Raw genomic sequence first — 17,453 nt, 5'->3', positions numbered from 1 at the left:
CGGAATGGGAATCGGGAATCGTCACCGGCGAGTCTTGCATCACTGATTGAGGAAAGTCAATCACTAACGCGAGAATGATTGACTTTCCTCAATCGGTCGTTAGCGTGGTGCCTATGAATGAAGAGCGCACCGAGGCGGTCACGCCCGTGAGCGGTCCGGATTCCGGTGACTCCGCGGCGGTGCTGAGGCCGATCAGTGCCGCCGCCGACGGGCGCACGGCGGATGCCGGTGATTCCGGGACGGTGAGGGCGGGTGCTGTGGCCCGGGCTGTCGAGCGTCGGGATGCCACCGATGCCGAGGCGAAGGCGCTGGCTTCGAGCATACGGATCCGAATTCTGCGGCTGTGTCTCGACGAGGCGCTGAGCAATAGGGAGATCGCCGAGGCGGCTGGGCTCAACCCGGCGACCTCACTGCATCATGTGCGCATGCTCGCCGACACCGGATTCCTCGAAGCGCAGGAGGTCAGGCGAGGCAGACGTGGGGCCAGAGAGATTCCCTACCGGGCGACGGGCAAGAGCTGGTTCCTCAATACCGGGGACATGACGCACCAGATGCTCGAAGCCTTCACCGCAGAGTTCACCGCGGCCCCCTATGAGGAGCGGACGATGGGACGGATGGCCGCGATGCTCACGCCCGACGAAGTCGACGAGTTCCGCGCGCGCATCGACGAACTCTTCGAGGAGTTCCGCGGTCGCCGGAAGAAGGACGGGGCAAGTCAGTGGGGGCTGTTCATTGCCATGCACTCGAGTTCGCCCGCAACCAGCCCGGATCGGTCAGGTGCCGACGAGTCGAAAGCACGTAATGGGGTGCCGGCGCGCACTACGGAGCCTGATCAACTTCACTAGGTGGGCGTTCTGGTCGGAAAAAACTCAGGGGGATCCGACCAGAACGCCCACCTAACGGGCCGCTACCGGAGGGGAGGATGCGGCTCCGCCGGTGGGAAAGTCGAGGCGCGCCCGGGTATTGACGCAACTTGCACGACGCAGGGAAGGGCTACACCGGCGCCTTGGGCTATCCACGCGAGCCCCGCCCACCCACACGAACCCCGCCCATACCCCCACGCCGTGGCACGCCGAAACCTGCGGGTTTGCTGGGCAGGAGCACCATATCGTCCTAAGATGAGAGACATGGCGACCAGAACGACTTCCCCCGCTTCTGGTTCCGGAAAGCGCACAGCGTCCAAAAACGCTGGTCGGTCCGGCAAAGCGGGGACCGAAGAAACCGGGACAAATGTTGTCACCGGTGCGTGGAATGGAGTGGCCCACATGGCCGGAAACCGTGCGCGAAAGACCCTGAGCGACGAACCGACCGATCAATCACCGACGAAGAGGGACGGCACAGCGTTCTTCCTCATCGGGCTCTCGATCGTCATCGCCGCCTTCGAATGGTGGAATATCCCCGGCGCGATCAGCGACGTGGTGCGCTCGATCGTCGAGGGCACCTTCGGACGCGTGGCACTCGCTCTGCCGTTGCTCTTCACCTGCTACTCGATCCGCCTGTTCCTCCGCGGCCACGACAACCGCGGCAACAACCGGATCCTCATCGGCGGGATCTTCCTGCTGCTGTCCGCCTCCGGCCTCGCCCACATCGCAGCCGGCAACCCGAGCTTCGTCAACTCTCGTGAGGCCATGGCCAACGGCGGCGGCGCCCTCGGCTTCGTCATCTCCTCACCGCTGACGACCGCCACCACGGTCTACGTGGCCGTGCCGCTGCTCGTCCTCCTCGGGCTCTTCTCCCTCCTCGTCATCACCGCCACCCCGGTCCGCGCGATCCCCAAACGCCTGACCGACCTCTACTGGCGACTGACCGGGGGAGCCCGGCCCGATTCCGACGCCGAGGCGGCCGAAACCAAGCAATCCGACCTCGTTGCCGAGAACGGCCGGACCGCCGATCTCAAGCCCGTCCTGGGCTCCAAGCGCCGCAGCCGGAAGAAGAAGACCGAGATCCCCGATCTCGACTCCGAATCCGCCGACGACGAAGCCGTGACCAAGGCCTACGACAAGGCCTACATCAACGAGAACGAGATCTCCGAGGACGAGACCGACACTGCGGTCATCGACACCGAGCCGAAGCTCAAGCCCGGTCAGCGCCGCCCGACCAAGGCCGAACGCGAAATGGCCGCGCTGAAGAAGACCATCGGGATGGACGATGACGCCGCGAACGAGGCGAAGAAGGCCGAGTCCGCAGCCGCCTCGGCGCCGGTGCCGATCACCAACGCCCCCGCGCCGCCCCCGACCGAGCAGCTGCCCGAACGGGTCGAACAGCTCACCCTAGCCGGCGACGTCACCTACACCCTGCCGTCCTCGGACTACCTCGTCCCCGGACCGCCCGCCAAGGAGCGCTCCGAGGCCAACGACCGCGTCGTCGAAGCCCTGCGCGACGTCCTCGAGCAGTTCAAGATCGACGCCCAGGTCACCGGGTTCTCCCGCGGACCCACGGTCACCCGCTACGAGGTGGAGCTCGGCGCCGGCACCAAGGTCGAGAAGGTCACGGCGCTGAGCAAGAACATCGCCTACGCCGTGGCCAGTGCCGATGTCCGCATCCTCTCGCCGATCCCCGGCAAGAAGGCCATCGGCATCGAGATCCCGAACTCCGACCGTGAGAACGTGGCCCTGGGCGACGTGTTGCGCTCGAAGGCCGCCCGCAAGACCGACCACCCGATGGTCATGGGCGTGGGCAAGGACGTCGAAGGCGGATTCGTCGTCGCTGACCTCTCCAAGATGCCCCACCTGCTCGTCGCCGGTGCTACCGGTGCCGGTAAGTCGAGCTTCGTGAACTCGATGATCACTTCGATCATGATGCGTGCGACCCCCGACGAGGTGCGCATGATCCTCGTCGACCCCAAGCGCGTCGAGCTGACGATCTACGAAGGCATCCCGCACCTGATCACCCCGATCATCACGAACCCGAAGAAGGCCGCCGAGGCGCTCGAATGGGTCGTGCGCGAAATGGACGCCCGCTACGACGACCTCGCGAACTACGGGTTCAAGCACGTCAAGGAGTTCAACAAGGCCGTCCGCGAGGGCCGCATCCAGCCCCCGGCCGGATCCGAACGCGTGCTCCAGCCCTACCCGTACCTGCTCGTGGTCGTCGACGAGCTCGCCGACCTCATGATGGTCGCCCCGCGCGACGTCGAGGCCTCGATCCAGCGCATCACGCAGCTCGCGCGTGCCGCCGGCATCCACCTCGTGCTCGCCACCCAGCGACCCAGCGTCGACGTCGTCACCGGCCTCATCAAGGCCAACGTGCCCTCACGTCTGGCGTTCGCGACCTCGTCGCTGGCCGACTCCCGAGTCGTCCTCGACCAGCCCGGTGCGGAGAAGCTCATCGGTCAGGGTGACGCCCTGTTCCTGCCGATGGGTGCGGCCAAGCCCATGCGTGTCCAGGGTGCCTGGGTCAACGAGTCCGAGATCGAGAAGGTCGTCGAACACGTCAAGAGCCAGCTCACCCCGAACTACCGCGAAGACGTCGCCGTCGAGGCGCCGAAGAAGCAGATCGACGAGGACATCGGAGACGACCTCGAGCTGCTGCTCCAGGCGATCGAGCAGGTCGTCACCACCCAGTTCGGTTCGACCTCGATGCTCCAGCGCAAGCTGCGCGTCGGCTTCGCCAAGGCCGGCCGTCTCATGGACCTCATGGAGTCCCGCGGCATCGTCGGCCCCTCCGAGGGATCGAAGGCCCGCGATGTGCTCGTGCGTCCCGACGACCTGCCCGGCACGCTGGCGATCATCAAGGGCGAGACCCCACCCGAGGACTCCGGCGGAGCAGCCGCCGAGGTCCCGACAGGTGAGGGTCAGACCCAGGGAGGTCAAGGTCAGGGACAGGCCGGGCACGCCTCGGCTGCCGGCGACTACGATGAGGAGTTCAACGACGACTACGGGCACACCTCCCACGGCTCGGCCCCGTCGCACGGCTCCGGTTCGTCCGACCGCTACGCCCACGGCGTCGGCCACGCCGAGGACCTCAGCATCGGCGACATCGACCCGGAGACCGGGCTCGAGGTCGTCGAAGCCAGCGGAGAGGACGCCTGGCAGCTCACCGGCCGCTGAGGCTCGACGCCCGACGTCGTCGCGGAACGCGCGTGCGTTCCCGACTCGAACAACCGCACCCATCGCCGAGGTGGGGCACCGGATCACCGGAGCCCCACCTCGGCGATGGTGTTTGCGATGATCTGCCCAGCTCCCTCCGATAGGGTGGAGATGTGAACGATCGAGCCGAGGCCGGAGCCTCTCAGCAGCCCGCCGCAGAACCGAGTCCGTGGAATCTTCCGAACGCGCTCACGGTGCTGCGCATCCTCATGGTGCCCGTCTTCCTGGTCCTTCTGCTGGCCCACGGAGGCGATGACGTGACGACCCGATGGTGGGCGCTCGTCGTGTTCCTGCTCGCGATGCTCACCGACAAGATCGACGGCGATCTGGCACGCAAACACAACCTGGTGACGAACTTCGGCAAGATCGCCGACCCCATCGCCGACAAGTCGCTCATGGCCGCAGCACTCATCGGTCTGGCGATAATCGTCGAACTGCCCTGGTGGGTGCCGGTGATCATCCTCGTGCGCGAGTTCGGCATCACGGTGCTTAGGTTCTTCATGATCCGCATCGCCGTCATGCCCGCCTCCCGCGGCGGGAAGATCAAGACGGTGCTCCAGACCGTGGCCATCGGTCTCTTCCTGCTCATCTACCCGCTGGCGCCGCTCGTGCCCTCGGTCGTCTACGTCATCCTGCTCGTCTTCGCGTGGGTTGTCATGACCGCAGCCATCGTCGTCACCATCGTCACCGGCGTCGACTACTGCGTGCAGGCAGTCAAGCTCTACCGCGAGGCCCAGGGCGGGGCAGCAGGTGCGGGAGACGGCAGCGGTCGAGGCGACAGCGGCCCGGGGAACGGAAACGGCGCTCGTGGCTGAGTCCGAGCACCTCGAGATCAACCGGCGCATCATCGCCACGTGCGCCCGGCTGGGACTGTCGGTCGCGTCGGCGGAGTCATTGACCGGAGGGCGCTTCGTCGCCTCCCTCGTCGACGTCCCCGGAGCCTCAGCAGTCGTCCGCGGGGGACTGGTCACGTATGCCACCGATCTCAAGGCGAGCCTGGCCGGCGTCGATGCCGACCACCTCGAGGAGACGGGTCCGATCGACCCAGTCGTCGCCGCACAGATGGCTGTCGGCACGGCCGCGAAGTGCGTCGCCGACATCGGAATCTCGTGCACCGGGGTCGCCGGACCGGACCCGCAGGACGACAAACCCGTCGGGCTCGTCTATACGGCGATCGCCTTCGGCGGCAAGTCGAAGGTCTTCGAACACGAGTTCACCGGCGATCGCGACGCGATCCGCACATCAACGGTGCAGGCGATGTCGGTCAACCTCGAGGAGTTCGTCGCCGAGCTTGCGTACGGGCCGAGCGCTGGCAATTCGACCGGGACCGGTGCGGGGAATCCTGCGGGGCCTGATGCCGCGGATCCTGACGGGCCGAGCACGGAATAAGTTCACCGTCGGCGGGGTTGATCGAGTAATGCCTATGGGACGAATATTCTCCAGAGTCTTCGAATGGACTGGCAATACCATCCGCTCGGGGCACCAGGTTGGTGCTGTGTCACGGCCAGGTTGTAAGGTTGTTGGAACTACCCCGACGGGACGCGCTGACAAAGGGAGGGCCGCGTTATGTTACTGAGAGTCGAAATCGGCGACGCACTACGTTCCGCCCGCCGTCGTCAAGGCCGCACCCTGCGCGATGTCTCGACAGGAGCCAGCGTGTCGCTGGGCTACCTCAGCGAGATCGAGCGCGGACAGAAGGAAGCCTCGTCCGAGTTGCTGTCTGCGATCTGCGAAGCACTCGACTTGCCGTTGTCGGCCCTGCTGTCATCGGTGTCTGATCGTTTCGCTCTAGAAGAAGGTGTGCAGATCCCCGACACCATTCCGCAGGAGCTCTCGGACAAGATCCTCGGTCACCCCGAGGGATACTCTGCTCCGCGGCTGGCTGCTAAGCCCTGATGCGCCACACTCTCTACTGGATCCTCATGAACGAGGAGTTCGGTGAGGCTCGTGCTGCCTCCCTGCACACCGACCTGACTCTGAGCTCCCTGGGTTCGCGTACCGCGGCGCAGGCATTCGATGCCGGGGTAGAGCCGCGCGACATCTGGATCGCGGTCTGCGACTCCATGGGTGTTCCCGAGTCCCGCCGTTTGGGCAAAGAGAAGCCGCGCTCCCGCCCGTTCTGAGGCGGGGTTCGCGCCGGGTCTGCAGCCGGCAGGGAAGCAACTGGTCGGGTGCTTTCGAAGTGCAGACTGACCGCGTGAATGGAACATCACCCCTGCTGTGTCCCTCATGGTCGACTGCGTGTCGGCCGAAGAGCTGGAGCGCATGTAAACCGCGCTGAGCGATCAGGGGACCGTATTCATGCCGCTCGACGACTATGGGGGTCCGGACCGTTCGGCTGGGTGGGCGATCGTTTCGGACTCACCTGGCAGCTGGGTCTGGCATCCGCGTAGATCTTTGCGTAGGTTCTCGGGAGACACGCGACACGCTCGAATATATAGAACACCTGTTCCCATGTGCGCTATCCTGGTGAGGAATCGCGGGACCTGTGATGTCGAGTGGCTGGTTATCCACCGGGGAATCTCTTCCTCTGTCGTTATGTCAGTGCCATCTTCTAGCCTTGGTCTCAAAGGAAAAGCAACGATGAGGAGACGTCATGGCACGTACACCCAAGAACCTTCAGGTCCCCACCGGCGGCGATAAGTCGAAGGCCCTCGACGCCGCCCTGGGGCAGATCGATCGCAACTACGGCAAGGGCGCGATCATGCGTCTGGGAGAGGGCGTTCGCGAACCGATCGCCTCGATCCCGACCGGTTCGGTCGCCCTCGACATCGCGCTGGGCATCGGCGGCCTGCCGCGCGGCCGCGTCGTCGAGATCTACGGACCGGAATCCTCCGGTAAGACGACCGTGGCGCTGCACGCTGTGGCCAACGCGCAGAAGGGCGGCGGCATCGCAGCCTTCATCGACGCCGAACACGCCCTCGATCCCGAGTACGCGAAGAAGCTCGGCGTCGACACCGATCAGCTCCTCGTCTCCCAGCCGGACACCGGTGAGCAGGCACTCGAGATCGCCGATATGCTCATCCGCTCCGGCGCCCTCGACGTCATCGTCATCGACTCCGTCGCGGCCCTCGTGCCGAAGGCCGAGATCGAGGGCGAGATGGGCGACAGCCACGTCGGCCTCCAGGCCCGCCTGATGTCGCAGGCGCTGCGAAAGATCACCGGTGCCCTTGCCCAGTCGAAGACCACCGCGATCTTCATCAACCAGCTGCGTGAGAAGGTGGGCGTCTTCTTCGGCTCCCCGGAGACCACTTCGGGTGGTAAAGCGCTGAAGTTCTACGCTTCGGTGCGCATCGACGTCCGCCGCATCGAGACCCTCAAGGAAGGTCAGGACGCGGTGGGCAACCGGACACGGGCGAAGATCGTGAAGAACAAGGTCGCCCCGCCGTTCAAGCAGGCCGAGTTCGACATCCTCTACGGACAGGGAATCTCCCGCGAGGGCAGCCTCATCGATATGGGTGTCGACAACGGAATCGTCCGCAAATCCGGTTCCTGGTTCACCTACGACGGCGACCAGCTGGGACAGGGCAAGGAAAACGTCCGCAACTTCCTCCGCGACAACCCGGGACTCGCCGAAGAGATCGAGCTGAAGATCAAGCACAAGCTGGGTCTCATCAAGGCCGACGAGCCCGAGGCTGAGGCTGGGGAAGAGACCGAGGCAGTCGGAGAAGCACAGTCGGATGACGTCGAAGTCTCCTGACACCCCGCGGCCCGACGACGAGTCCGCCGCACCAGCCCAGAAGGGCGGTGCGGGGGACTCGGGGCAGGCCGCGACACTCTCGGAACTGCGCAGTGCGATCTCCGAGATCGACCAGCGCCATGCCGAAGGCGAGGCCGGGTTCTTCGCCGGACTGAGCGGCATCGACGAGGAGCGCGGTGCAGGCTTGGGTGCGGGTGCCCGGAAGAAGAAGCGGGTCGGTGGCAAGCCTGCCCGCAGGGAGCCCGACAACGGCTGGGCAGAAGGCGATGCTGAAGCCGTTCCCGACTTCGTCGATGCCTCTGATCTCGTCGCCGACGACTGGACCGACGCCGGTGCCGGTGGTACCACTGGCGATGACTCCAATGTCGCGGGCTTCGCTGACGATGAGAATGAGGGCCCGGACTTCGACGCCGACTATGCACAGGCGAAGAAGACGGCGATGAACATGCTCGCGATGCGCGACCACTCGCGGGAGGAGCTGCGGAAGAAGCTGCTCAAACGCGACCTCATGCCCGAGGCCGTCGACGTCCTCCTCGACAAACTCGAGAACTCTCGGCTGCTCAACGATGAGGAGTTCGCCCATCGTTTCGTCCGCGCGCAGCGGGAGAACCGGAAGCTGTCGAAATCCGTGCTCAAACGTGAACTCAGCAAGAAAGGCATCAGCCCCGAACTCGCCTCCGAAGCCGTCGCCGACGTCGACGGAGAAGAGGACCTCGCCCGGGAGGTTGCTGCGAAGAAGGCCGCTTCCACACGCCGACTCGACTATGCGGTGCGCGAGCGCCGCATCCTCGGCATGCTCGCGCGGCGCGGATTCCCTTCGGCGATCTGCATCAAGGTGACCAGAGAAGTCCTCGCCGAAGACTGACGCTCCCCGGTTCCCCGGTTCCCCGGTGGCGCCGCGTTTCCGCCAGTGACGCCGCGTTTCCGCAGGTGGTGACCCCGCTCTTCGAGTGAGGCTCCGGAGCCAGGGAACGGCTAGAATGGATGCGCCATGACTGAACTGATTGACTCTCCGACGACGACCGGGAACACCCCGCGCAGCTACGAGGTGAAGACCTACGGCTGCCAGATGAATGTGCACGACTCCGAGCGACTCTCCGGACTCCTCGACGACGCCGGGTACATCCAGGCAGACACCGACGACCAAGCTGACGTCGTCGTCTTCAACACCTGCGCCGTGCGCGAGAACGCCGACAACCGCCTCTACGGCAACCTCGGCCAGCTCGCGAAGGTCAAGGAGCACCACCCCGGTCTGCAGATCGCCGTCGGCGGCTGCATGGCACAGAAGGACCGGGACACCATCGTGAAGAAGGCTCCCTGGGTCGACGTCGTCTTCGGCACCCACAACATGGGTTCACTGCCGGCGCTGCTCGAACGTGCCCGCCACAACGAGGAAGCCCAGGTCGAGATTCTCGAAAGCCTCGACGTCTTCCCCTCCACTCTGCCCAGCCGCCGCGAATCCCAGCACTCCGGATGGGTCTCGATCTCCGTCGGCTGCAACAACACCTGCACCTTCTGCATCGTGCCCAGCCTGCGCGGCAAGGAGAAGGACCGCCGCCCCGGCGACATCCTCGCCGAGGTCGAAGCGCTTGTGGCCGACGGAGTCGTCGAAGTCACCCTGTTGGGACAGAACGTCAACTCCTACGGCGCTGAATTCCGCGACAAAGGTGCGTTTGCGAAGCTGCTGCGCGCCGTCGGCAACGTCGACGGCATCGAACGCGTCCGCTTCACCAGCCCGCACCCCGCTGCGTTCTCCGACGACGTCATCGACGCTATGGCCGAGACCCTGACCGTGATGCCGCAGCTGCACATGCCGCTGCAATCCGGGTCGGATACGATCCTCAAATCCATGCGCCGCTCCTACCGGACCAAGCGATTCATGAACATCCTCGACACCGTGCGCGAACGCATCCCGCACGCGGCGATCACCACCGACATCATCGTCGGCTTCCCCGGGGAGACCGAAGAGGACTTCCAAGGCACGATGGACATCGTCCGCCGGGCACGCTTCTCCCAGGCATTCACCTTCCAGTACTCGATCCGTCCCGGCACACCGGCGGCAACGATGGAGGGACAGGTGCCCAAGGAGATCGTGCAGGAACGCTTCGAACGCCTCACCGCCCTCCAGGACGAGATCGCGTGGGACGAGAACAAACAGCAGATCGGCCGGGAGGTCGAGGTGCTCGTGACGAAACTGCCGCACGACGATTCCCCGCGCCTGAGCGGACGCGCCGCCGACAACCGCCTCGTCCACGTCGGCATCCCCGAAGGCGCCGAGCTGCCCCGCCCGGGTGACTTCGTCACCGCCACCGTCACCGAGGCGAAGCCCTACTTCCTCCTCGCCGACTCGGGATACTCGGTGCGCCCGTCCCGCGCCGGCGACGCCTACGATCGGGCGCAGGCCGACAGCTGCGGAGCACCCACCCCCGGTCCGGGCGCGGCCGGCACGACCAACCTGGGCATGCCGACCATCCGCCCCCGCGCCTGAGATGGGCACCTCTGCCCTCATCCCGGCGGCCCCGGTGCTGCTCGACGACGTCGACCGCAGCGAACCGCCGCAGATCGCCCGGTTGCGCGAAGCCATTCGGCAGGTGCTGCGCACCGAGGAATCGTGGGCGCTGCCGGTCGAGACCCTGCCCCCGGTGGCCGGGCTCGGAGGCTGGGGCATCGACCGCGGAATCGAGACCGAGACCGGCCGGCTGCTTACGGGTCCGGAATGGATCGAGGCCGTCGAATCCCTGACACCCGCAGATCGTCAGCTCGCCGAGGCGGCCGACCCCGCCATCATCGTCGCGTTGCTACACGCTCACGCCGCCGAGGTGGCGGTCGGGCCGATCGGCAGCAGCGAGAACCTGCTCCTGCCGCTCGATCTGTCCGGTGCCGCCACGGACGATGCTCCGTTGGCACCCATCGACGGTGCCGCTGAATTCGATGCCGACCTCGTCGACGCGCTCACCGCCGAGAGCTCTGCGGCGCTGAACTCGGGCACCACTGATCGTTCTCTTGCCGGTGGTTCCCTCACCACCAGTTCGGACGTCGTTGTCGCGGTCGACTCCGACCGGTTGTTCGACCTCTGCTTCCAGGCACGCGATGTCCATGCCGACCTCACCGTGGTCGAAGCAGGAATCCGTAACCTCATCAGCGCGAATGCCACGTTGTCGCCATTCGACCTCGTCTTCGATGAACCGGTGCACGATGTGCGTTCGATCTGCGGCACCGGCACGTGGACGCGAGCCGACGATGACTGAGCCTGCGAACGACGACCGGCAGCCGATCATCACCGTCGTCGGTGCCACAGCCACGGGGAAGTCGGACCTGGCGCTCGATCTTGCCGGCCACCTCGGCGGGGAGATCATCAACACGGATTCGATGCAGTTCTACCGGGGGATGGACATCGGTACCGCGAAGCTGCCCGTGAGCGAACGGCGCGGCATTCCGCACCATCTCATCGACTTCCTCGACGTCACCGAAGAAGCGAACGTGCAGGACTTCCAATCGCGGGTACGGGGGGCCATCGCCGAGGTTCGTGACCGCGGGCGGCGGCCCATCCTCGTCGGCGGATCCGGGCTCTATGTCCGTGCCGCCGTCGACCACATGGAATTCCCCGGCACCGACGCTGACGTCCGCGCCCGGCTTGAGGCCGAGGTCGCTGTCGACCGGTGGGGGATGCATCAGCAGCTGGCGGCACTCGACCCGGCAGCTGCGGAGAAGATCACTGTCAACGATCAGCGGCGCATCGCCCGCGCCCTTGAGGTCATCGAGCTCACGGGTCGACCCTTCAGCGCGCAGCTGCCGGACTATCAGGAGATCGAACCGACGATCCACCTGGGTCTGAGCATGGACCGTCCAGTCCTCCACCAGCGCATCGCGACACGCGTGGAGGCGATGTGGGAGATGGGCTGGGTCGATGAGGTCCGGCGCCTGCTCGAGTTCGGCCTGGCGGAGGGAAAGACCGCCGCACGCGCCATCGGCTACGCACAGATCCGACGCTACCTCGACGGCGACCTCACCGCAGCGGAGGCGAAGGAGGAGACGACGGTCAGGACCCGACAGTTCGCCCGCCGACAGGACACCTGGTTCCGGCGAGACCCGCGCATCCACTGGATCGACGGCACAGCCGTCGACGCCGAAGCGAACCTCGTGGCCGCACTCGAGGTCCTCGGTCGGTCCTGAGCGCCGACGCGGGGCGAACACCTCGCCGAGGCGACCATTCCACGGTCCTGAACGCGGACTGTATCGTTCGCCGTTCGCCCACCGATAGGATGGAGACATGAGCACCCCGGATTCCCCGTTCGCCGCCTGGGCCGAAGCCGAGTTCGTCAAAGGACACGGCACCCAGAACGACTTCGTCCTCCTCTCCGACGACGACAGCCGACTTGAGATGCACCCCGAAACCGTGGCCACGCTGGCTGATCGGCGGGCCGGACTCGGCGCCGACGGCATCATCCGCATCGTCCGTTCGGCCGCCAGCGGCATCCCGGGTGCCGCCGAACAGGCCGAAGCCGGCGCTGAGTGGTTCATGGACTACTACAACAGCGACGGCAGCCTGTCCGAGATGTGCGGCAACGGCGTCCGCGTCTTCGCCCACGCGCTCGTGACCAGCGGACGCGTGCCCGCCGATGCCCGCGAGATCATCGTCGGCACCCGTGACGGCATCAAGACCGTACGCACCACCCTCAACCCTGCCCTCGGAGTCCAGACCGGCGACGACGTCGTCGGAACTGGCACCAACGGGCCCGGGGCGGCCAGTGACTCCTGGTACACGATCGACATGGGCGAATGGTCGCTCGACCCGTCGAGTTCCGTGCTCGTGACCACCGGCGGCATCGAAGTCGCCAGACCCGGACTGCGCGTCGCCACCGGCAACCCGCACACCGTCGTCGCCCTGGCCGAACACTCCGAGCTCGACGCCGCCGAACTTCGTGACGCACCCGTCCTCGACCCGGTTCCCACTCAGGGATCCAACGTCGAATACATCGTCATGGAACCGGCCCGCTCCGATGTCGCCGGAGGAGAGGGCGCCTTGCGCATGCGCGTCTTCGAACGCGGCGTCGGCGAAACCCGCTCGTGCGGCACCGGTGCCTGCGCCGCCGCGATCGCCGCCCACCACTGGGCCGGCGAGAGGTCACCGCTGCAGTGGCGAGTCGACGTCCCCGGCGGTCAGCTGCGCATCGAGATCGAACCGAATCCCGAAGGCACCAGCGGCCGCGTCAGCCTCGCCGGACCCGCGGTGCTCGTCGCCAGCGGCACGATCGACTGAACCTGGCGCTGGGAGTTCCGAACCTCGCTCGGGAGTTCCGAACCTGGCGCTGGGAGTGCGGAACCTGGCGCTGGGAGTGCCGGGCCACCTCGGCGAGGCGGAGTGCCTGACGGTCACCTCAGCGGTATGGACGGTCACCTCAGCGGCCGTGACGGTCCAGATCAGCCGCGGTTGACGGTTCTGATCAGCCGCGATGGACGGTGAGCACACGGAAGCCCTTCGACGAGCCCGTCCGCGTGACCTCGAACCCGTCGCCGAGCATCCCCACGATCCACTTCTGCAGCGAGTCGGCGCCGAGGTTCTTCGACACCACCAGATCCGCGCGACCGCCCGGCGCCAAGCGCGGCAGCCACGTCTCGAGCAGCTCGTGGAGTGCCTCCTTGCCGATGCGGATCGGGGGATTGGACCGGATCGCGGCGAACCGCAGATCCGCGGGAATCTCATCGGCGGTGACAGTCCGGATCGAATCGAGACCCAACCTGCGGGCATTGGCCGCAGTCGTCTCAAGCGATCGAGAATTGACGTCGAGCGCCCACACCCGCACGTCCACCTCGGCGTCCTTGGCCTGCAGCCCCGTATGCAGAGCGATCGGCCCCCAACCGCAGCCGAGGTCGAGCACATCCCCGACCGGAGGCTCGGGCAGATGCCGCAGCAGCACGGCCGTGCCGAGGTCGAGGCGCGCGGGGGAGAAGGTGCCTGATACGGTTTCGACGGTGACATCATGGCCGCCCAGATCGAGGCTCAGCTGCCTGGTCTTGGCCTCGCTGCTCGGCGATTCGGTGAAATAGTGCTCTGACACCACTTCAGTCTAGACGGCTGTGGGAGAATTGATGGACACCGTTCCCGGTGCACAGCACCACCGTTGGTGCCGACGATGATGACCCCCGCACGCTCAGTCACGTGCAGGCGGCCCAAGAACAAAGGAATGAATGACGTCTGAAGACAAGGAGCGTCGCGACGCGATGCTCGACCGTGTGCTCTCCCGCAGCGCCCAGGCGCTGAGCGATCACGACACCACCCACGAGGACGACCAGTTCGACCTCGCAGAACGTGCCGCGCTCACCCGCGTGGCCGGACTCTCCACCGAACTCGAAGATGTCACCGAGGTCGAATACCGCCAGATCAGGCTCGAGCGCGTCGTGCTCGCCGGGATCTGGAACACCACGCAGGCCGAGGCAGAGAACTCGATCCGCGAGCTCGCAGCGCTGGCCGAGACCGCCGGCTCCGAGGTCCTCGACGCGCTCATCCAACGCCGCGACAAGCCGGACCCGGGCACATACCTCGGCAAGGGCAAGGCCGCGGAGCTCGCCGAGATCGTCGCCGCCGTCGGCGCCGACACCGTGATCATCGACTCCGAACTCGCCCCCAGCCAGCGACGCGGACTCGAGGACGTCATCAAGATCAAGGTCGTCGACCGTGTCGCCCTCATCCTCGACATCTTCGCCCAGCACGCGAAGTCCCGCGAGGGCAAGGCCCAGGTCGAACTCGCCCAACTCGAATACCTCCTGCCCCGCCTGCGCGGCTGGGGCGAATCGCTGTCCCGTCAGGCCGGCGGCCGTGTCGCCGGCGGTGCCGGAATCGGCTCCCGCGGACCCGGTGAGACGAAGATCGAGCTCGATCGCCGCCGCATCCGCACCCGCATGTCGAAGCTGCGCCGCGAGATCGCGAACATGGCGCCCTCGCGGGAGACGAAGCGGAAGAACCGCGCCCGCAATCATGTGCCCTCCGTCGCGATCGTCGGATACACGAACGCCGGGAAGTCCTCCCTGCTCAATCGCCTCACCGACGCCGAGGTGATGGTGCAGAACGCGCTGTTCGCGACCCTTGATCCCACCGTGAGACAGGCCCGCACAGCCGACGGCATCACCTTCACCTACACCGACACCGTCGGCTTCGTCCGCAACCTGCCCCACCAGCTCGTCGAAGCCTTCCGCTCGACCCTGGAGGAGGCCGCCGGCTCGGATCTCCTCCTCCACGTCGTCGACGCCTCCCACCCGGATCCGCACGGACAGATCCAGGCCGTACGCGACGTCCTCAAGGACGTCGAGACCGAAGAGATCCCCGAGCTGCTCGTGTTCAACAAAGCCGACCTCGCCGAGGAGGCCGTGATCACCGGTCTGCGCGCGGAGTATCCGCACGCTCGGTTCGTCTCCGCAGTCACGGAGAACGGAATCGACGGACTCGTCGAAGCCATTGAGGAGCGCCTGCCCGCCCCCGACATCGATATCACCGTGCTCATTCCCTACGAGCGCGGGGACCTCGTGTCGAAGATCTACGCACTGGGCACCGTCGAACACGAAGAACATGGAGCAGAGGGCACGAGCCTGCAGGCGAAGGTGCCCGCCGAAATCGTCGACGAGCTGCGTGAATTCCAGCGTCCGGACCTGGTCATCGATCAGTGACGGTCGAAGAGCTCCTCGAGTCGGCCGTCGGGGCGATCGGCGGTTCGACACGCACCGGTCAGCAGGAGATGGCCCAAGCGGTCGCCTCGGCGGTGGACAAGGGGATTCACCTCCTCGTCCAAGCTGGCACGGGCACGGGAAAGTCCCTGGCCTACCTCGTCCCCGCGGCCGAATACGTCACCCGCACCGGCGGCAAGGTCGTCGTGTCCACGGCGACCCTGGCGCTGCAGACGCAGATCATCCACCGCGACCTGCCGCGACTGTTCAAAGCCGTGAAGAAGGACCTCGATCCGCTGCCGCGGGCAGCGCTGCTCAAGGGGCGACGGAACTATGTGTGCAAGCACAAGCTCTCCGGCGGCTACCCCGACGAGGGCGAGGGAATGCTCTTCGACCTCGGTGCCGACGCCGAGGCGGGACGCAAACCCTCCGAACGCTCGGGCCTGGGGGAGGAGATCCAACGGATCCGCACCTGGGAGAAGACCACCGACACCGGTGATCGCGACGACCTCCTGCCCGGCGTCAGCGACCGAGCCTGGTCACAGGTGTCCGTCAACGCCTTCGACTGCCTCGGTGCGAACTGCCCGCTGGTCACCGAATGCTTCGCCGAGATCGCCCGGAACAAGGCCGCCGAGGCCGACATCGTGGTGACCAACCACGCCCTGCTCGCCATCGACGCCTTCGACGAATCGAACGTGCTGCCCGACCACGACGTCATCATCATCGACGAGGCGCACGAACTCAAAGACCGGGTGACGAACGCCCTGTCGGGTCAGATCAACACGAGCATGCTCTCGGCGGCGACCTCCTCGGTGCGCAAACACACCACGGTCCAGGACGGCGTCGTGTCCCTGCTCGACTCCGCGGCCGCCTCCCTTGAACGTGCCCAGTCCTCCGTGCCCGAGGGACTCATCCTGCACATGAGCGAGGCGCTCGGACTGGCGTTGGCACAGATCCGCGACTCCGCACGCCAGATCATCAACGACATCGGCGGGAAGACCGAGGAGGCCGACGCCGGACGGCAGATGGCCAAAGCCCGCTGCCAGGAGATCTTCGAACTCGCCGAACGCTTCTGCGACCCGGGCAAGAACGACGTCATCTGGCTCTCACGGTCGACGTTCAGAGAGAAGGAGACGACGAACCTCGTCGTCGCACCCCTGAGCGTGGCCGGAACCATGCGCAACGGCATCTTCGAAGAATCCACGGTCGTAGCCACCTCGGCGACCCTGTCCTTGGGCGGGAACTTCGACGCGGTGGCCGCCTCACTGGGACTCTTCGGGCCCGATGCTCCGAAATGGGACAGCCTCGATGTCGGCTCACCCTTCGACTACGGCAAGCAGGGCATCCTCTACGTCGCCTCACACCTGCTCAAACCCGGTCGCAGCGGTCTGAGCGCGGAGACGCTCACCGAGCTCGAAGAACTCGTCAAGGCCTCGAACGGTGGGGCCCTCGGCCTTTTCTCCTCACGGGCCGCGGCGAACGCTGCCGCCGAGCACCTGCGCACGAAGTTCGACTTCCCGATCCTGCTCCAGGGCGATGACGGACTGCCCGCACTCGTCTCCCAGTTCACCAGCGATGATCAGACCTGCCTGTTCGGCACGATGTCGCTGTGGCAGGGCGTCGACGTACCGGGCCGGACGAACCGACTCGTCATCATCGACCGACTGCCGTTCCCCCGGCCCGACGACCCGCTCATGCAGGCCCGGGCACGCGATGCCGATCAGCATGGGGTCAACGGCTTCATGGCCGTGTCCGCGACCCACGCCGCCCTGCGACTGGCCCAAGGTGCCGGCCGACTCATCCGCTCGACGAAGGACAGGGGAGTCGTCGCCGTGCTCGACTCCAGGTTGCGCTCGGCACGCTATGCCGGGTTCCTCGTCAACTCGATGCCGCCGATGTGGCCGACGACGAACGCTCAGCTCGTGCGCACGAGCCTGAGCCGCCTCGCCGAGGCTGAGTCAGAATAGTCCGCCGACGCAGAGCCGGAATAGAACGAACGCCCGCGA

At 66.2% G+C, this 17,453-nt stretch carries 15 protein-coding genes; 14 read left to right on the top strand and 1 reads right to left on the bottom strand.

The window, feature by feature from the left end:
- The first annotated feature begins 113 nt into the window (after window positions 1-113).
- The 12 genes from GUY23_RS12000 (at window position 114) to dapF (ending at window position 13,048) form a co-directional block, all read left to right on the top strand.
- Entirely contained in the window at window positions 114-845 is a 732-nt protein-coding gene (locus tag GUY23_RS12000; RefSeq protein WP_166972614.1) for an ArsR/SmtB family transcription factor, read from the top strand.
- Between the two features lie 420 nt (window positions 846-1,265).
- Window positions 1,266-4,049, top strand: a complete 2,784-nt coding sequence (locus tag GUY23_RS11995) for an FtsK/SpoIIIE family DNA translocase (RefSeq protein WP_166972613.1) — start codon at window positions 1,266-1,268, stop codon at window positions 4,047-4,049.
- Between the two features lie 152 nt (window positions 4,050-4,201).
- Window positions 4,202-4,903 (top strand): CDP-diacylglycerol--glycerol-3-phosphate 3-phosphatidyltransferase, encoded by a 702-nt coding sequence (gene pgsA / locus GUY23_RS11990; protein WP_166972612.1) that lies wholly within the window; start codon window positions 4,202-4,204, stop codon window positions 4,901-4,903.
- Window positions 4,896-5,477 carry a CinA family protein gene (locus GUY23_RS11985; RefSeq protein ID WP_166972611.1) on the top strand — a complete coding sequence of 194 codons (582 nt, stop codon included), beginning with the start codon at window positions 4,896-4,898 and terminating at the stop codon, window positions 5,475-5,477. Before pgsA ends, GUY23_RS11985 begins: the two co-directional genes overlap by 8 nt.
- Window positions 5,478-5,654: 177 nt before the next feature.
- Window positions 5,655-5,984, top strand: coding sequence for a helix-turn-helix domain-containing protein (locus GUY23_RS11980; protein WP_139470108.1), 330 nt, complete (start codon window positions 5,655-5,657; stop codon window positions 5,982-5,984).
- Window positions 5,984-6,211 carry a DUF3046 domain-containing protein gene (locus GUY23_RS11975; RefSeq protein WP_166972610.1) on the top strand — a complete coding sequence of 76 codons (228 nt, stop codon included), beginning with the start codon at window positions 5,984-5,986 and terminating at the stop codon, window positions 6,209-6,211. The genes GUY23_RS11980 and GUY23_RS11975 overlap by 1 nt, the downstream gene beginning before the upstream one ends.
- Before the next feature lie 473 nt (window positions 6,212-6,684).
- The gene (recA, locus tag GUY23_RS11970; RefSeq protein WP_166972609.1) at window positions 6,685-7,788 is read left to right on the top strand and encodes a recombinase RecA; all 1,104 of its coding nucleotides are present in this window, start codon (window positions 6,685-6,687) and stop codon (window positions 7,786-7,788) included.
- On the top strand, window positions 7,769-8,653 hold the full coding sequence (locus GUY23_RS11965) for a regulatory protein RecX (RefSeq protein ID WP_166972608.1): 885 nt from the start codon (window positions 7,769-7,771) through the stop codon (window positions 8,651-8,653). The genes recA and GUY23_RS11965 overlap by 20 nt, the downstream gene beginning before the upstream one ends.
- 126 nt (window positions 8,654-8,779) lie before the next feature.
- On the top strand, window positions 8,780-10,276 hold the full coding sequence (gene miaB / locus GUY23_RS11960; protein ID WP_166972607.1) for a tRNA (N6-isopentenyl adenosine(37)-C2)-methylthiotransferase MiaB: 1,497 nt from the start codon (window positions 8,780-8,782) through the stop codon (window positions 10,274-10,276).
- Window position 10,277: 1 nt separating this feature from the next.
- Entirely contained in the window at window positions 10,278-11,036 is a 759-nt protein-coding gene (locus tag GUY23_RS11955) for a hypothetical protein (protein WP_166972606.1), read from the top strand.
- Window positions 11,029-11,961 carry a tRNA (adenosine(37)-N6)-dimethylallyltransferase MiaA gene (miaA, locus tag GUY23_RS11950; RefSeq protein WP_166972605.1) on the top strand — a complete coding sequence of 311 codons (933 nt, stop codon included), beginning with the start codon at window positions 11,029-11,031 and terminating at the stop codon, window positions 11,959-11,961. The genes GUY23_RS11955 and miaA overlap by 8 nt, the downstream gene beginning before the upstream one ends.
- A gap of 97 nt (window positions 11,962-12,058) precedes the next feature.
- Window positions 12,059-13,048, top strand: coding sequence for a diaminopimelate epimerase (dapF, locus tag GUY23_RS11945; RefSeq protein ID WP_166972604.1), 990 nt, complete (start codon window positions 12,059-12,061; stop codon window positions 13,046-13,048).
- A 184-nt stretch (window positions 13,049-13,232) separates the two neighbouring features.
- Here dapF and GUY23_RS11940 read toward each other — a convergent pair whose 3' ends face one another.
- Window positions 13,233-13,847: a class I SAM-dependent methyltransferase gene (locus tag GUY23_RS11940; protein WP_166972603.1), complete on the bottom strand. Its 615-nt coding sequence runs from the start codon at window positions 13,845-13,847 to the stop codon at window positions 13,233-13,235.
- Window positions 13,848-13,977: 130 nt separating this feature from the next.
- Here GUY23_RS11940 and hflX point away from each other — a divergent pair, with 130 nt between their 5' ends.
- Together hflX and GUY23_RS11930 are read left to right on the top strand one after the other, a co-directional pair.
- Window positions 13,978-15,450: a GTPase HflX gene (hflX, locus tag GUY23_RS11935; protein ID WP_166972602.1), complete on the top strand. Its 1,473-nt coding sequence runs from the start codon at window positions 13,978-13,980 to the stop codon at window positions 15,448-15,450.
- Complete coding sequence (locus tag GUY23_RS11930) at window positions 15,447-17,414, top strand: ATP-dependent DNA helicase (RefSeq protein WP_228282265.1); 1,968 nt, start codon at window positions 15,447-15,449, stop codon at window positions 17,412-17,414. The genes hflX and GUY23_RS11930 overlap by 4 nt, the downstream gene beginning before the upstream one ends.
- Window positions 17,415-17,453: the final 39 nt, after the last annotated feature.

It is taken from the genome of Brevibacterium atlanticum (assembly GCF_011617245.1).
GTDB lineage: Bacteria > Actinomycetota > Actinomycetes > Actinomycetales > Brevibacteriaceae > Brevibacterium > Brevibacterium atlanticum.
The sequence above is the reverse complement of the archived record's forward strand: the minus strand, read 5'-3'. Positions and strand labels throughout refer to the sequence as shown.

What these genes read in the sequence shown, in the direction of transcription:
- hflX (WP_166972602.1), top strand. Translation starts at nt 13,978, where the DNA reads ATGACGTCTGAAGACAAGGAGCGTCGCGACGCGATGCTCGACCGTGTG.
- GUY23_RS11955 (WP_166972606.1), top strand. Translation starts at nt 10,278, where the DNA reads ATGGGCACCTCTGCCCTCATCCCGGCGGCCCCGGTGCTGCTCGACGAC.
- GUY23_RS11980 (WP_139470108.1), top strand. Translation starts at nt 5,655, where the DNA reads ATGTTACTGAGAGTCGAAATCGGCGACGCACTACGTTCCGCCCGCCGT.
- dapF (WP_166972604.1), top strand. Translation starts at nt 12,059, where the DNA reads ATGAGCACCCCGGATTCCCCGTTCGCCGCCTGGGCCGAAGCCGAGTTC.
- GUY23_RS11965 (WP_166972608.1), top strand. Translation starts at nt 7,769, where the DNA reads ATGACGTCGAAGTCTCCTGACACCCCGCGGCCCGACGACGAGTCCGCC.
- GUY23_RS11975 (WP_166972610.1), top strand. Translation starts at nt 5,984, where the DNA reads ATGCGCCACACTCTCTACTGGATCCTCATGAACGAGGAGTTCGGTGAG.
- miaB (WP_166972607.1), top strand. Translation starts at nt 8,780, where the DNA reads ATGACTGAACTGATTGACTCTCCGACGACGACCGGGAACACCCCGCGC.
- miaA (WP_166972605.1), top strand. Translation starts at nt 11,029, where the DNA reads ATGACTGAGCCTGCGAACGACGACCGGCAGCCGATCATCACCGTCGTC.
- recA (WP_166972609.1), top strand. Translation starts at nt 6,685, where the DNA reads ATGGCACGTACACCCAAGAACCTTCAGGTCCCCACCGGCGGCGATAAG.
- GUY23_RS11995 (WP_166972613.1), top strand. Translation starts at nt 1,266, where the DNA reads ATGGCCGGAAACCGTGCGCGAAAGACCCTGAGCGACGAACCGACCGAT.
- GUY23_RS12000 (WP_166972614.1), top strand. Translation starts at nt 114, where the DNA reads ATGAATGAAGAGCGCACCGAGGCGGTCACGCCCGTGAGCGGTCCGGAT.